This window comes from Bacillus sp. FSL K6-2944, assembly GCF_038005385.1.
Lineage (GTDB): Bacteria > Bacillota > Bacilli > Bacillales > Bacillaceae_G > Bacillus_A > Bacillus_A cereus.
Genome location: NZ_JBBOTE010000001.1, coordinates 1,630,836 through 1,644,345, shown reverse-complemented (window position 1 = coordinate 1,644,345; position 13,510 = coordinate 1,630,836). Strand labels below are relative to the sequence as shown.

Below are 13,510 nucleotides of genomic sequence, written 5' to 3'. Positions count from 1 at the left end.
TAAAAGCAATGGAGGAAAAAATATGAAAGTTTTAATTGCAGATGACGAACAAGATATGTTAAGGATTTTAAAAGCTTATTTTGAAAAAGAAGGATTTGAAGTTTTTTTAGCAAAAGACGGGGAGGAAGCACTTCAAATATTTTATGATGAAAAAATTGATTTAGCTATTTTGGATTGGATGATGCCAAAACATAGTGGTATTACTGTCTGTCAGGAAATAAAAAAGAATTCAAGCGTAAAAGTATTAATGCTTACGGCGAAAAGTGAAAGTGAAGATGAATTAGCAGCGCTTCAAAGTGGGGCAGATGAGTACGTGAAAAAACCATTTCATCCAGGAGTACTAATTACGCGAGCGAAAAAACTTATTCAGCATGATGATATTATTCAAGTACAAGATGTAAAGATAAATTTTGCCAAAAATAAAGTATATAAAAATGATATAGAGTTAGAAATTACAAAAACAGAGCTCGAATTAATAAAATGCTTTTTAAATCATAAAGGAACGATTTTAACTCGTAAAAAATTGTTAGACATTGTATGGGGATTTGACTATTTTGGAGAAGAGAGAACGGTTGATACACATGTAAGAAGGCTGCGTAAAAAAATTGGAGAAAATATTATTAAGACGCATCGTGGGCTGGGTTATAGTTTGGAGGAACAAAGTGAATAAACTTGGGAAAAAGCTATTTTTAAGTATTTCTGCAACTGTTATTCTCATCTTTATGATTTCATTATTATTCATTAACAATCTCTTACCGAACTATAATATTTATAAAACACGTGAAAACTTAAATAAATTTACAACACAAATACAAAATACAACAGTGGAAAATATAGAGGATGTTATTCATACAATTGAAAGTGAAAATAACGTTACAATTGCGTATACGCCAATTAATCAGTCAGAAGATGCTATGAACGACGCGTTACGCATGCAACTTACGAAAAAGAAAATAACGTTAAATAAGCTTTGGATTACGAAAGACGAAGTTATGAAAGTGAAGACGGAAGGGCAATCGAATAAACTGTACGATCAAGGAAAGGTAAAAGCGAGTTTTTTTGCTAAATATATTGCGAAAGATGATACGATAATTTTAATTGGGACTTCCATTGCGAATTCAAATGAAATTATAAATACGTTAAATACATTTTACTTATATATCCTATGTTTCTCGCTCCTTCTTATTATTTTACTTGTGTGGATACTTTCAAAAATAATAACGACACCACTGAAAGAGTTAAGTGATGTGGCTCAGGATATTTCACATTTGCAGTTTAAAAGAACGAAAGTGAAAACGAATGATGAAATAGGAGAGTTGGCCAATAGTATTAATATCATGAGTGAAAAACTACATGAAGCACATCAAGACTTAACTGATCGTAATGAACATTTAAAACGATTTATGGGTGATGTAACGCATGAATTAAAGACACCGATCGCATTAGTAAAAGCATACTCTATGGGGATTAAAGATGGATTAGATGATGGGACTTATGTAGATACAATTATTAAACAAACAGATCAAATATCAAACTTAATTGAAGAACTATTACGATTTTCTAAACTAGAAAGAGATATTTTACAAAAAGAAGAATTCCCCATTGAACCACTGGTTCAGAGTATATTAGATAAGCATCAGATTGAACTGGATTCGAAAGAAATTAACTTGCAAGTAAATTGTAATGCGGGCAATACAATCGTTTATGCAGATTTAAATAAAATGAGAATGGTGTTTCAAAATTTAATTTCTAATGCGATAAAATATACAGCAAATCAAAACATAATAATTACATTAGAAGATAAAAATAAAAGTATATATTTCCAAATAAAAAATGGCATTCCTACGGATAAAATTAAGGATATCGAGAAAATTTGGGAGCCTTTTTACGTACTAGAATCTTCTCGTAGTAAAGAAAAATCAGGTACAGGATTAGGACTAGCGATAGTGAAAAGTATTTTAGAAAGGCATGGTTTTGAATATGGAGTTTCCTCTATAGATGGAGAAATTCAATTTTATATAAATGTGAAAAAGGACTAATGAAAATATTAGTCCTTTTTGCAGCTTTAGAGATTAGCGATATAGGATGAATCACCATAATTTTCGAAATTGATGTATTAAATGGAGAATTAGCAAATGTTCTACTTTCATTAAATTCACGTGAAGTTCACAGGAAAACGTTATATTTACATAGTTATATTTGAATTTAATGAAGTGAGGTATTCAGATTTGAAAAGAAAGAAATTAGTAATTGGTAGCATTTTAATGGGTATGACGTTATCTTTATCTGCATGTGGTTCATCAGATAATATTGTAACGACAAAATCAGGAAGCATTTCAGAAAGTGATTTTAACAAAAAATTAAAAGAAAACTACGGTAAACAGAATTTATCTGAAATGGTAGTAGAAAAAGTATTACATGATAAATATAAAGTTACGGATGAAGAGGTAACGAAACAACTAAAAGAATTAAAAGACAAGATGGGCGATAATTTTAATACATATATGGAATCCAATGGTGTGAAAAATGAAGATCAGTTGAAAGAGAAATTAAAGCTTACTTTTGCTTTTGAAAAAGCTATTAAAGCAACCGTAACGGAAAAAGATATTAAAGATCATTATAAGCCAAAGCTTCAAGTTAGCCATATTTTAGTAAAAGATGAAAAGACAGCAAAAGAAATTAAAGAAAAATTAAATAGTGGCGAAGATTTCGCGGCATTGGCTAAACAATATTCAGAGGATCCAGGTTCTAAAGAAAAAGGTGGGGAACTATCTGAATTTGGACCTGGTATGATGGTGAAAGAATTTGAGGATGCTGCGTATAAGTTAGAAGTTGGTCAATTGAGTGAACCTGTTAAATCCTCTTTCGGATATCATATTATTAAGCTAACGGATAAAAAAGAGCTTAAACCGTATGAGGAAGAGAAAGAGAATATTCGTAAAGAATTAGAACAGCAACGTATACAAGATCCTCAATTCCATCAACAAGTTACTAGAGATCTGCTTAAAAATGCAGATATAAAAGTATCTGATAAAGACTTGAAAGATACCTTTAAAGAGTTAGAAAAAAAATAAATGGAATGTAAGACAATCGATAGAAATATCGGTTGTCTTTTTCTCTATTTTTCCGGCTATTTGCCGGGCAGTAAGACCCCAAAACTCAAAATTCAGCGGAAGCAAAGAAGTTAGGTGGGGGCCCCGCTGCCCGTAAACGCCCGATTGGTGAGGGCTCACTTTATATAGAAGCTGGGAGTGGGAAAATACTTTCACACCTGTATTGAATTTTACTTAATAAGAAATCTTTGAGTTTCTCAACTATTATATAAAAATAAAACTGAATTTTCAGTTATTTTGTTATATAGTAAAAGAGAACGAATAAGGGGAGGGAACATTTTGAGTAAAAAGAAAATGGCAATTACACTGTCAGCAATGCTATCTGCAACAATTATACCTAGCTTTACTATGGATGTGCATGCAGAGAAGAAAGAAGAGACTAAAAATACGAAAATTGAATTAGAAAATGGGATGACAAAGCCGATTTATTCTCTCGATGAAGCCATTATCGAAAATTTATATGTAGAGACAGAAGTTGATAGTGATCGCGACGGTAAGAAAGACAGAGTATCGATAAAAGTTATGCGTCCAAAGACAGATTCGAATGTGAAGGTTCCTGTTATTTATGAAATGAGTCCATATCGATCTGGATTAAAAGATGTTCCTGTATATAATGTAGATGAAGAATTGTATGCGTATGAAGGAAAACCGTATGGAGCGGTTAATCTTGGTTCGTATGGGAACTATTACGTGCCAAGAGGTTATGCAGTTATTCTAGGCGAAAGTATCGGTACTGGAAAATCAGATGGATGCCCTACAACTGGAGATGAACAAGAAATACTCGGTACAAAGTCTGTTATTGATTGGGTAAACGGTCGCGCGAAAGCATTTACAGAACAGGGTGAGGAAGTTCAGGCAAATTGGTCTACAGGAAATGTAGGTATGACTGGAGTTTCTTATAATGGTACACTACCAAATGCTGTTGCGACTACTGGAGTTGAAGGTTTAAAAACAATTATTCCAATCGCAGCAATTAGTAGTTGGTATGATTATTATCGTGCAAATGGTGCAGTAATTGCGCCAGGCGGATATCAAGGAGAAGATACAGATAATATGGCAGAAGCAGTACTGACAAGGGAAAATCCTGAAGTTTGCGGACAAGTTATAAAAGAGTTAACGGCTGGACAAGACCGAAAAACAGGTAATTATAATGATTTTTGGGATAAACGCAATTATGTAAAAGATGCTAAAAATGTAAAAGCAAGCGTATTTGTTGTTCATGGTTTAAATGATTGGAATGTTAAGACAAAGCAGTTCGCGCAATGGTGGGATGCACTCGGAGAAAATCATGTACCTCGTAAAATGTGGCTACACCAAGGTGGTCATGGTGGGACATCAAGTAATAACTGGCAGCAAACACAAAATAAATGGTTAGATTATTGGTTGTACGGAATTGAAAATGGAATTATGGATGAACCAATGGTTGATGTGCAAAGAGAAAATAAATCGTGGCAAAAGATAAAAAATTGGCCAGATCCAGCGGCTGTACCTTCAAAAATCCGTATGTATTTAAGTAATAAATCAGTCAATTTTCCACTAAGTATGGGATCGGCTAATAAAGTTTTCTCATTCTTAGATGATGCACAAATGAAATCAAATCAATTAGTAGCAAACCCAGAATTAGAAGTAGCCAATCGATTAGTATATACAATGCCTGTACTTCAAAAAGATACACGCATAAGTGGTACACCAAAGATTTCAATTACAGGAAATATTGATCGATCTGTATCAAATTTAACAGCATTACTTGTTGACTATGGAGGAACGAAGCCGGAAATCGTAACGAGGGGCTGGATGGATCCACAAAACTTGAATAATATAGAAGATTCAACAGCGATTCAACCGGGCAAAGATTATACATTTATATGGGACATGCAGCCAGATGATTATGTCTTTAAAGCTGGACATCAAATAGGGGTCGTTTTAATTGCTAGCGACTATGATTATACAATTAGACCGAAAGCGGGCACGAAACTTACAGTGAAATTAAGTGAAGTGACATTGCCGATTGTGAAATAAATATTTTTTCCAAAGAGCTTACTAAAGTAAGCTTTTTGTTTTATAGTCTGAATTTTTAATTTTATATTTCAAATTGGAAGGTTATGTAATACAATATCATTATATTCTATGGAAAGTGAGTGATATATTATGACAGTCAGCTCTTTCGAAAGCGCATTAAAATTAGAGGTACAGGAAGATTAGTTGAATTGGAATCTTCCGTACGTAAAAACGGAGGAGAAAATAAATGTTTAGTTTTTATAGTACAGTTTGTACGGAACTGTATGATTACACAAAACCAGTCGGTTATTCTTTAAATGGTGATATTGAGTATTACAAAGAACGTTTAAAAGATTGTAGAGGTAGAATTCTCGAAGCTGCAGTAGGTTCAGGGCGTGTCATCATTCCGCTTCTAGAGGCTGGTTTTAAAGTGGATGGGATAGATTATTCACCTGAAATGCTTGATTCTTGCCGTAAACGGTGTAAAGAGAGAGGCTTACATCCTAATTTGTATGAAGGAAGCTTGCAACAATTTTCAATTCCGCATAAATATGAGGCAATTATCATTCCTACTGGATCTTTTTGTTTAATTGAAAATCGTGTGGATTCTATAAACGCATTGAAATGTTTTTATGAACATCTTAATCCAAGCGGACGATTAATCGTAGATATTATGCTTCCGCATGACTGGAAGACTGGGGAAATTCATACATCGACTTTTTCTTTGCCGAGTGGAGACGGAATCACATTAGAAAATAAATCAATTGAAATAGATTGGCTGAACCAAGTTACTGTATCATATTTGAAATATGAAAAGTGGAGTAAAGGACAGCTAGTACAAACAGAGTTACAACGTTTTGCGCTGCGCTGGTATGGAATAGTAGAGTTTAAACTCCTTTTAGAAAGTATAGGTTTCTCTAACATTACTTGCTCTGCCGAATATGATTATGAAAAAGAACCGTCAAATGCAAATCAAACGATTACTTTTGAAGCTGCGCGAAAAGAATAGAACTAAAACTATGAATAAAAAATAAGGCAATCGTTTTAAAATCGGCTGTCTTATTTTTTATTTTATGTAATGGTTTATAGAGAAAGATTGGAGGGAAATAAATGAAACTTATATTAATATTTGGCCCACAAGCAGTTGGAAAAATGACAGTGGGGCAAGAATTAGCAACATTAACCGGTTTAAAACTTTTTCATAACCACATGACAATTGATTTAGTAAGTCCAATTTTTGATTACAGTACGAAAGAAGCAAAAAGGCTAGTAAGTTTATTTCGTTTTCGTTGTCCAAGCATTCTCCTACTAATTACATATACTATTTATGTTAAAATCGGTCACTATTTTAGATGGTGCTATTTTAATATATATAACTATGCAGGGAAGAGGGGAGAATAAATTTGGAAAACGTAGAACAAGATAGAATTGAAAATCAAGTGTATTCAAATCGTGTAGTAAGATCAGAATTTGATGCGAATTGGGAAACTTGTATATCAAAGAGTGGTTATGTAATTTATATAGCAACAAGTAATAATGCTGAAGTAATAGTGCTTCTTGCAGATGGTTCAAGTAAATTATTAATTTTCGAAAAAGGCGGTAAAGTAGTTGTAGGTGGCGGTGGAACAAGTCATTACAGTAAGCCGCATATTGCAAGAAATATTTAAGATAGAGCATGTTAATTAAGAAGAAACTAGAAAACGGTTGTCATTCATGTTTAGGGCATGATAGACGAACCGTTTTTTATTTGTTTATAAATTTAGAAGAACTTCATTGATTACCAATACATCGAGATGAGCAGCGAAATTAGAAGAAAACTTGGCGGGTAATGGTACAAAATATTATGTACATTTGCAAGAATCTTACAGCGATATAAAAAAAGCATTTCCTATTTGGGGAAACACTACTTCTATGTTATAGTATAATAGTGTTTTTAGATGGTACTATTTTAATATATCTATAATTTTGTTATGTATTATTTTCATATTAAATTAGCACCTAAAGTATTTTTTTATATAAGGAGTAGTAATTAGAGAAATGAAAAATATAGACTTTATACTAGAAAGTGACGAGGCATTAAAACCGTCTGAACGATTAGTACTATTATTATTAGAGAAGCATAGAATGTTATATACGAACGATCTATTGGCATTATCAAATTTATCATATAAAACATTAACAGATGCATTAACGGCGCTAGTTTTAAAATCGTATGTGTTAAAGGAAACAGGTAAGGGAAGAAGACAGAATTGCTATAGATTAGTATGATAAGGCAGCTGTTTTAGAAACTTTTACATATGTTTTTTCAATTGTAAGGTGAAATTGTATTTTTGTTTTCGAACGAAAAATTTACTATAAGAGGGGCTAAGATAGTAGCGTTTCATTTTTGTAAATATAATTATTCTATCATTGAAAATACAAAAATAAAATAAACCGCATAAAACAGAAATAAAAAAACAATCCATTTTTAAAATGGATTGTTTTTTATTGGAATAATATTATTTGATATGTTGAAAGCATAAATAGCAGAATAAACATTACCTGTTTTAGTTCATGCAACTGAACAAATATGATGAAAACTATGTGTATAGTTTTTTGCTTGCTTTTTCAGTCACTCTAATGAAATCATGGTCTTCATTGTTTAAAGGCAGTATTTTTAACATTATTGCTATTCAGCATTAAGCACAAAAAGTGATATATAATATTATTATGTAAACTTAAGATTTTAAAAGGAAAATATAATAATGAATAGAACATGTAGAAGGAGATGCTTAAATATTTTGAAGGATGGGAGATTATTATGGAGCATTTACAATCAATAGCACAAGCTGTTATAAGTGGTAATAAGGAAAAAGTAGTGAAGTTTATAAAGGCGAGTCCAAGTATTGTTAACGAATGTAGTGAAGATGGATGGACACCACTTCATTTAGCAGCTTATTTTGGACAGAAAGAAATAGCGAGTTTTCTTTTAGAAAGTGGTGCAGATATACATAGTAGAGCGAAAAACGAAAATGAAAATACGCCTTTGCAAGCAGCAATTGCGAACAAGCAAAGTGAACATGTTGCTTTCTTAATTGAAAAAGGATTAGATGTAAATATTATGCAAAGTGGTGGCTGGACAGGACTTCACGAAGCGGCATTATTAGGAAATGAAGAAATAATTATGTTACTCCTTAAAAATGGAGCTAATAAGATGATAAAGAAAAATGATGGGAAAACAGCGTATGATATTGCATTAGAAAAAGGATATGATCATCTATTACATCATTTGAAACAGGAAGTGAACTTATGATGAATAAATGGAGTGTTGGTATATTTTTATTTAATGAAGTAGAAGTGTTAGACTTTGCAGGGCCATTTGAAGTTTTTTCTGTAACTGAGGTGAATGAGGAAAAACCATTTACTGTTTATACAGTTAGCGAGAATGGGGAAATGATTACAGCAAGGAACGGATTGAAGGTACAGCCAGATTATAGTATTGAAAATTTACCACCAGTGGATATTTTAATAATTCCGGGCGGGCTAGGTGCTAGAGAATATGAAATAAAAAATGAAATAGTAATAAAATGGATTCGCCAACAAATGAAAGAAGTAAAGCTGATGACTTCAGTTTGTACAGGAGCGCTATTACTGGCGAAAGCAGGTTTACTGGAAGGTTTAAAAGCAACAACACATTGGGCTAGTATTGAAAAGTTTAAAAATGAGTTTCAAAATGTTGAAGTTATAGAAAATGTAAAGTTTGTAGATGAAGGACATATTATAACATCTGCCGGAATTTCAGCTGGAATTAATATGGCATTTCATATTGTGAAAAACTTGTTAGGTGTGCATGTTGCGGAGGACACAGCGAAGCGAATGGAGTATGATATTAGTTTCCCAAATTAAAAAGCCCGAATTGGGCTTTTTATATTGAATGAATATAGTTAAGCTCTTCATCACTCAACATAGGGCGAACAGATGCATTTGCATTTTCTTGTGCTTGTATTCCTGTTTTGGCACCAGGAATTACAACACTTACTGCCGGATGAGAGAGTACATAGCGAAGTGCAAGTTGCCCTAAGGTCTGATTTTTATTTGAGAGCAACCGAAGTTTCTCTACAGTTTGTAAGTCTTCTTGAAACCAAGTTTCATTTGGCCAATCTTTGCGTAAATCTCCATCCGGAAAAATTGTTTTATTTGTGAATTTTCCAGTTAAAATGCCCATTTTTAATGGACCACGAATAACAGCTCCTAAATTTTTCTCTTGTAAAAATGGTAATATATCTTTTTCTGGTTTTCGATTTAATATATTGTAATCAAGCTGTACGATATCAATTTCGTTGTTGTTATTGAAATGATGAATGTATTGTAAATCATGAGTCGAAACACCGACTGCTCTTACTTTGCCATCACGTTTTAATATGTCAAATGCACGTAGAAATGCTTCTGTTTCCCTACGATTATGCCACCAAATATGACAAAAATAAAGATCAATATAATCTGTTTGAAGACGTTGTAAACTTGTTTCGAATACGGCGATGATTTTTTCGGGAGTATCATATACAGGAACTCCATTAGGGTCGTAGTGATGCCCGATTAAACCACCTTTCGTTGATAGGATAATATCATTGCGATGTCCTTTAATCGCGGTAGCCACCAACTTTTCGCTATGTCCTAAACCATACACATCCGCAGTATCAATAAAATTCACACCACACTCAATTGCTTTTTTTATAGCGGTTATAGATTGTTTATCGTTAACAGGTCCCCATTCATCACCACCGATTGCCCATGCGCCAAAACCTATTTCAGAAACAGTTATTCCAGTTTTACCTAATGTGCGGTAATGCATATTTCTCCTCCTTGTAAGCATGTTATAACATGGATATGTGGGCAAGGAATTTTTTGTGTGAAAAAACTCTTCTACAATAGTAGAAAAAGAATTACAGAAACTACTATTTTATAGCAGCATGTATAAAAAAAAACGGTGTAAATATGGAAATGTCGTCGAATGCTATCTTTAATTGGTTAATTTATGGGATATTTTTGTGAAGGAGTTTATTTTATAAGAATAGAATTTAATTTAGTAAGAAAACGTGCCGATGGTAGTGAAAAATATGGGTTAGGGGGATTTGAATGAGGAAACTCAAACGAGTAAATGTTCCTAATATACCAGAGCAATTATCACAACCTAGTGACAAGCGTAGGATAAATAAAAAGAAGTTAAGGCGACTTATTTTAATGGTCCTTTTTATTGCGGCAACTACTCTGTACGTTCAATATATTTTAACGAAACAACAAGAAGTAATTGATAAAAAGAAAGATACGATTACGGATCAAAAGAAGCAATTAGTATCTTTAAAGAAAGATAAAGGTTCTTTAAAGACTAACATAGAAAATTTAACAGACGATGAGGAAGAAATTTTGAAGTTAGCGAGAAAAGAGTATCAATTTTCTAAGTCAAATGAAACTATATTTGTGATGCCAAAGTAATAAAAACAGTTAGCCATTGAACTGCACCCCCAATTGTTAGACACCGTCTAACAATTGGGGGTGCAGTTTTTTATGTATGAATGTCATGGTACAAGGAACAATCACATATTGTAGAAATAAAGAGTTTAAGCTATTTTCATAAATATGGAATATGCACTAAAATAAATGTTGTTAAAATTCTGTCAATTATATTATAATACAAGGTAAGCGGATACATTTTTTAATCAACGTTGAGTTCCTCGCTCATACGACTATTAAGAAACCCGTTATCCTTGTATAAGAAAGGAAGATAGCTGTGTACGCTTCAAATACAATTTATATCGTAGGGGATGCGAAAGCACCTCAAAATAATCCCATTACTGAAAAGTTTAAAAGCTATTTCGTAGCATTTATACTTGTTAAGGATACAGGGGAAATTGTAGATGCAGACTGCTCAGCGACAATTGCATTAACATCTCAATTTGTTAAATATTTATTTCTACATAAAAATATAAATGACCCGGCGTTAGTAATGGAAGTAAAGAACCGATATTTCGGTTCTTCTCAAAAAGCGTTACTTGTAGCGCTAAAAGATGCACAGAAAAAATATAATCAGATTGCTGCTTTGTCTACTCAATCATAGACAAAATCCAGCCGTAAGAATCATTCTTATGGCTGGATTTTTTTATTTCACATTATCGTCCTACATTAAAAGTAAACGAAAACAAAGTAGAGAGATAGAAGAGTAAATGCCCAATAGGTTTACCCAATAATCCGTGGGTATAAACCTCCGGTGGATTAAAATTTCACTTCATTGGAGAACGAAAGGATGAACAAAATGAAAATTACAGATGTAAAAGTAAATCGTAGACGTGTAAAACTGCATACACCGTTTAAAACCGCGCTTCGTACTGTAACCGAAATTGAAAGTATAGATGTTTATATTCATACAGACGAAGGAGTGATTGGTAAGGGGGCTGCAGCCGCAACGCCAGTTATTACGGGGGATTTCACCAGCGGAATGGAAGAAGCGATTTTAGGGCCGATGCGTTCATGTTTAATTGGTCAAAATATCATTCAATTTCAGCAGTTACTACAGCGCATTCAAATGAGTTGTATTGGAAATTCAAGTGCGAAAGCAGCGGTAGATATCGCTTTATATGATGTATATTGCCAATATCAAAATGTGCCGTTATATGCATTGTTAGGCGGGAAGAAAGAAATTCATACCGATATTACAGTGAGTGTGGATGAGCCTGTATTAATGGCAAAAGAAGCGAAGAAACATATAGAAAAAGGATTTCAAACATTAAAGATTAAAGTGGGTAAAGAGGCGCATTTAGATTTGGAACGTATTGAGGCAATTCGAAATGTGGTACCAAGAAATACGACATTACGTTTAGATGCGAATCAAGGTTGGAGTCCAAAAGAAGCGGTTTCTATCATTCAAGAGATGGAAAATCGTAATTTAAATATAGAATTTATTGAACAACCAGTACACGCGAAAGATTGGGATGGGTTAAAGTACGTCAAAGATCGTGTGCAAACGCCAATTATGGCCGATGAAAGTATATTTTCAGCAAGTGACGCATTAAAGCTCGTTCAAGGAAGATATGCAGATTTTATTAATATTAAATTAATGAAATGTGGTGGCATACGTGAAGCATGGCGTATTGCTGATATCGCAGAAACAGCTGGTGTGAAGTGTATGGTGGGCAGCATGATGGAGTCTTCACTTTCCGTTAGTGCTGTTGCGCATTTAGCGGCAGCGCATCCTAATATTCATTATTTTGATCTTGATGCACCGCTTTGGTTAATGGAAGAGCCAGAAGGAATGACTTATTCTGGATCAAAAGTAAACCTTCAATCGACAGTGAATAGTAAATCTTAGGAGAAGAGACAAGTAAACTATCTTTTAAGGGGGATATATATGAAAAAAGTAGGAACTGCATTTTTAACAACTTTATTTATATTTTCATCGTTTACATCGGCAAATGCTGAAGAAAAGAAGGATAATAAAGCATTTATAGGTGTATCTGCTGCAACGTTATGGACAGCACCTGATTCATTAAGACCAATCGATACACCGAGTGCAACAAATCCAGTGGATCTATGGAAATGGACGAAATCAATGACACTTGACGAGAAACTATGGTTAACAAATGCAAATAAATTAGAAACACAAGCTTTACTCGGTCAAGAAGTAACTGTTATTGATAAGAAAGGCGAATGGGTGAAGGTATTAGTGCATGGACAGCCAACACCACGAAATGAAGAAGGTTATCCGGGCTGGATGCCTGAAAAACAATTAACATATAATCAAGAATTTGCAGATAAAACAAATGAACCTTTTGTCTTAATAACTAAACCAACAGCGATTTTATATATAAATCCTTCTGAAAAACATAAATCACTTGAAGTCAGTTATAATACAAGACTGCCGCTATTAAGTGAAGACACAATTTCATACCGTGTATTGTTGCCAAATGGTCAGAAAGCATGGCTACGAAAAAATGATGGAACAGTTTACCGATCTCAAACTGATATTCCAACTCCGGCGGCCAATGATTTAATTAACACAGGGAAAATGTTTTTAGGCTTACCGTATATATGGGCTGGTACAAGTGGTTTTGGATTTGATTGCTCTGGCTTCACACATACGATCTATAAATCGCACGGCATTACAATTCCGCGAGATTCTGGACCGCAATCAAGAGCAGGGGTTGCAGTTGATAAAGAAAATCTACAAAAAGGAGATTTAATTTTCTTTGCACATGATCAAGGGAAAGGTAGTGTCCATCACGTTGCAATGTATATTGGTGATGGCAATATGATTCACTCACCAAGAGCTGAAAGGTCGGTAGAGATTATACCGCTAAATACACCAGGATATATAGAAGAATACGCTGGTGCTCGTCGTTACTTACCTTAAAAATAGAAGGGGGTTT

At 33.6% G+C, this 13,510-nt stretch carries 14 protein-coding genes and 1 pseudogene; 14 read left to right on the top strand and 1 reads right to left on the bottom strand.

What is annotated here, in order from left to right; genetic code table 11:
- Positions 1-22 precede the first annotated feature (22 nt).
- The 10 genes and pseudogenes from MHH55_RS08340 to MHH55_RS08295 all read left to right on the top strand — a co-directional run bounded on the left by MHH55_RS08340 (position 23) and on the right by MHH55_RS08295 (position 8,996).
- Positions 23-670: a response regulator transcription factor gene (locus MHH55_RS08340; RefSeq protein ID WP_000865970.1), complete on the top strand. Its 648-nt coding sequence runs from the start codon at positions 23-25 to the stop codon at positions 668-670.
- Positions 663-2,039 (top strand): sensor histidine kinase, encoded by a 1,377-nt coding sequence (locus tag MHH55_RS08335; RefSeq protein ID WP_078187321.1) that lies wholly within the window; start codon positions 663-665, stop codon positions 2,037-2,039. Before MHH55_RS08340 ends, MHH55_RS08335 begins: the two co-directional genes overlap by 8 nt.
- 189 nt (positions 2,040-2,228) lie before the next feature.
- The gene (locus MHH55_RS08330; RefSeq protein WP_063245547.1) at positions 2,229-3,074 is read left to right on the top strand and encodes a peptidylprolyl isomerase PrsA; all 846 of its coding nucleotides are present in this window, start codon (positions 2,229-2,231) and stop codon (positions 3,072-3,074) included.
- A gap of 318 nt (positions 3,075-3,392) precedes the next feature.
- Complete coding sequence (locus MHH55_RS08325) at positions 3,393-5,132, top strand: Xaa-Pro dipeptidyl-peptidase (RefSeq protein ID WP_063245521.1); 1,740 nt, start codon at positions 3,393-3,395, stop codon at positions 5,130-5,132.
- Between the two features lie 226 nt (positions 5,133-5,358).
- Positions 5,359-6,120: a class I SAM-dependent methyltransferase gene (locus MHH55_RS08320; protein WP_078187320.1), complete on the top strand. Its 762-nt coding sequence runs from the start codon at positions 5,359-5,361 to the stop codon at positions 6,118-6,120.
- 101 nt (positions 6,121-6,221) lie between these two features.
- Positions 6,222-6,395: pseudogene (locus MHH55_RS08315) on the top strand (shikimate kinase); the annotation flags it as partial.
- Between the two features lie 119 nt (positions 6,396-6,514).
- Positions 6,515-6,778, top strand: a complete 264-nt coding sequence (locus MHH55_RS08310) for a hypothetical protein (RefSeq protein WP_000432421.1) — start codon at positions 6,515-6,517, stop codon at positions 6,776-6,778.
- 370 nt (positions 6,779-7,148) lie between these two features.
- The gene (locus tag MHH55_RS08305) at positions 7,149-7,379 is read left to right on the top strand and encodes a hypothetical protein (protein ID WP_000789029.1); all 231 of its coding nucleotides are present in this window, start codon (positions 7,149-7,151) and stop codon (positions 7,377-7,379) included.
- Positions 7,380-7,911: 532 nt separating this feature from the next.
- Positions 7,912-8,403, top strand: a complete 492-nt coding sequence (locus MHH55_RS08300) for an ankyrin repeat domain-containing protein (RefSeq protein ID WP_000400679.1) — start codon at positions 7,912-7,914, stop codon at positions 8,401-8,403.
- On the top strand, positions 8,400-8,996 hold the full coding sequence (locus MHH55_RS08295) for a DJ-1/PfpI family protein (protein WP_000981423.1): 597 nt from the start codon (positions 8,400-8,402) through the stop codon (positions 8,994-8,996). The genes MHH55_RS08300 and MHH55_RS08295 overlap by 4 nt, the downstream gene beginning before the upstream one ends.
- A 19-nt stretch (positions 8,997-9,015) precedes the next feature.
- Here the strand turns inward: MHH55_RS08295 and MHH55_RS08290 are convergent, their stop codons facing one another.
- Positions 9,016-9,942: an aldo/keto reductase gene (locus MHH55_RS08290; protein ID WP_000559357.1), complete on the bottom strand. Its 927-nt coding sequence runs from the start codon at positions 9,940-9,942 to the stop codon at positions 9,016-9,018.
- 284 nt (positions 9,943-10,226) lie between these two features.
- Here MHH55_RS08290 and MHH55_RS08285 point away from each other — a divergent pair, with 284 nt between their 5' ends.
- The 4 genes from MHH55_RS08285 (at position 10,227) to MHH55_RS08270 (ending at position 13,494) form a co-directional block, all read left to right on the top strand.
- Complete coding sequence (locus MHH55_RS08285; protein ID WP_078187318.1) at positions 10,227-10,583, top strand: FtsB family cell division protein; 357 nt, start codon at positions 10,227-10,229, stop codon at positions 10,581-10,583.
- A gap of 295 nt (positions 10,584-10,878) precedes the next feature.
- Positions 10,879-11,205: a DUF3870 domain-containing protein gene (locus MHH55_RS08280; protein WP_000271312.1), complete on the top strand. Its 327-nt coding sequence runs from the start codon at positions 10,879-10,881 to the stop codon at positions 11,203-11,205.
- Between the two features lie 186 nt (positions 11,206-11,391).
- Complete coding sequence (locus MHH55_RS08275; protein WP_001038463.1) at positions 11,392-12,453, top strand: dipeptide epimerase; 1,062 nt, start codon at positions 11,392-11,394, stop codon at positions 12,451-12,453.
- A gap of 39 nt (positions 12,454-12,492) precedes the next feature.
- On the top strand, positions 12,493-13,494 hold the full coding sequence (locus MHH55_RS08270) for a C40 family peptidase (RefSeq protein ID WP_078187317.1): 1,002 nt from the start codon (positions 12,493-12,495) through the stop codon (positions 13,492-13,494).
- Positions 13,495-13,510 lie beyond the last annotated feature (16 nt).

Excerpts from the sequence above, each read along its gene's own strand:
- MHH55_RS08295 (WP_000981423.1), top strand. The coding sequence starts at position 8,400 with ATGATGAATAAATGGAGTGTTGGTATATTTTTATTTAATGAAGTAGAA.
- MHH55_RS08305 (WP_000789029.1), top strand. The coding sequence starts at position 7,149 with ATGAAAAATATAGACTTTATACTAGAAAGTGACGAGGCATTAAAACCG.
- MHH55_RS08300 (WP_000400679.1), top strand. The coding sequence starts at position 7,912 with ATGGAGCATTTACAATCAATAGCACAAGCTGTTATAAGTGGTAATAAG.
- MHH55_RS08270 (WP_078187317.1), top strand. The coding sequence starts at position 12,493 with ATGAAAAAAGTAGGAACTGCATTTTTAACAACTTTATTTATATTTTCA.
- MHH55_RS08320 (WP_078187320.1), top strand. The coding sequence starts at position 5,359 with ATGTTTAGTTTTTATAGTACAGTTTGTACGGAACTGTATGATTACACA.
- MHH55_RS08340 (WP_000865970.1), top strand. The coding sequence starts at position 23 with ATGAAAGTTTTAATTGCAGATGACGAACAAGATATGTTAAGGATTTTA.
- MHH55_RS08285 (WP_078187318.1), top strand. The coding sequence starts at position 10,227 with ATGAGGAAACTCAAACGAGTAAATGTTCCTAATATACCAGAGCAATTA.
- MHH55_RS08290 (WP_000559357.1), bottom strand. The coding sequence starts at position 9,942 with ATGCATTACCGCACATTAGGTAAAACTGGAATAACTGTTTCTGAAATA.
- MHH55_RS08275 (WP_001038463.1), top strand. The coding sequence starts at position 11,392 with ATGAACAAAATGAAAATTACAGATGTAAAAGTAAATCGTAGACGTGTA.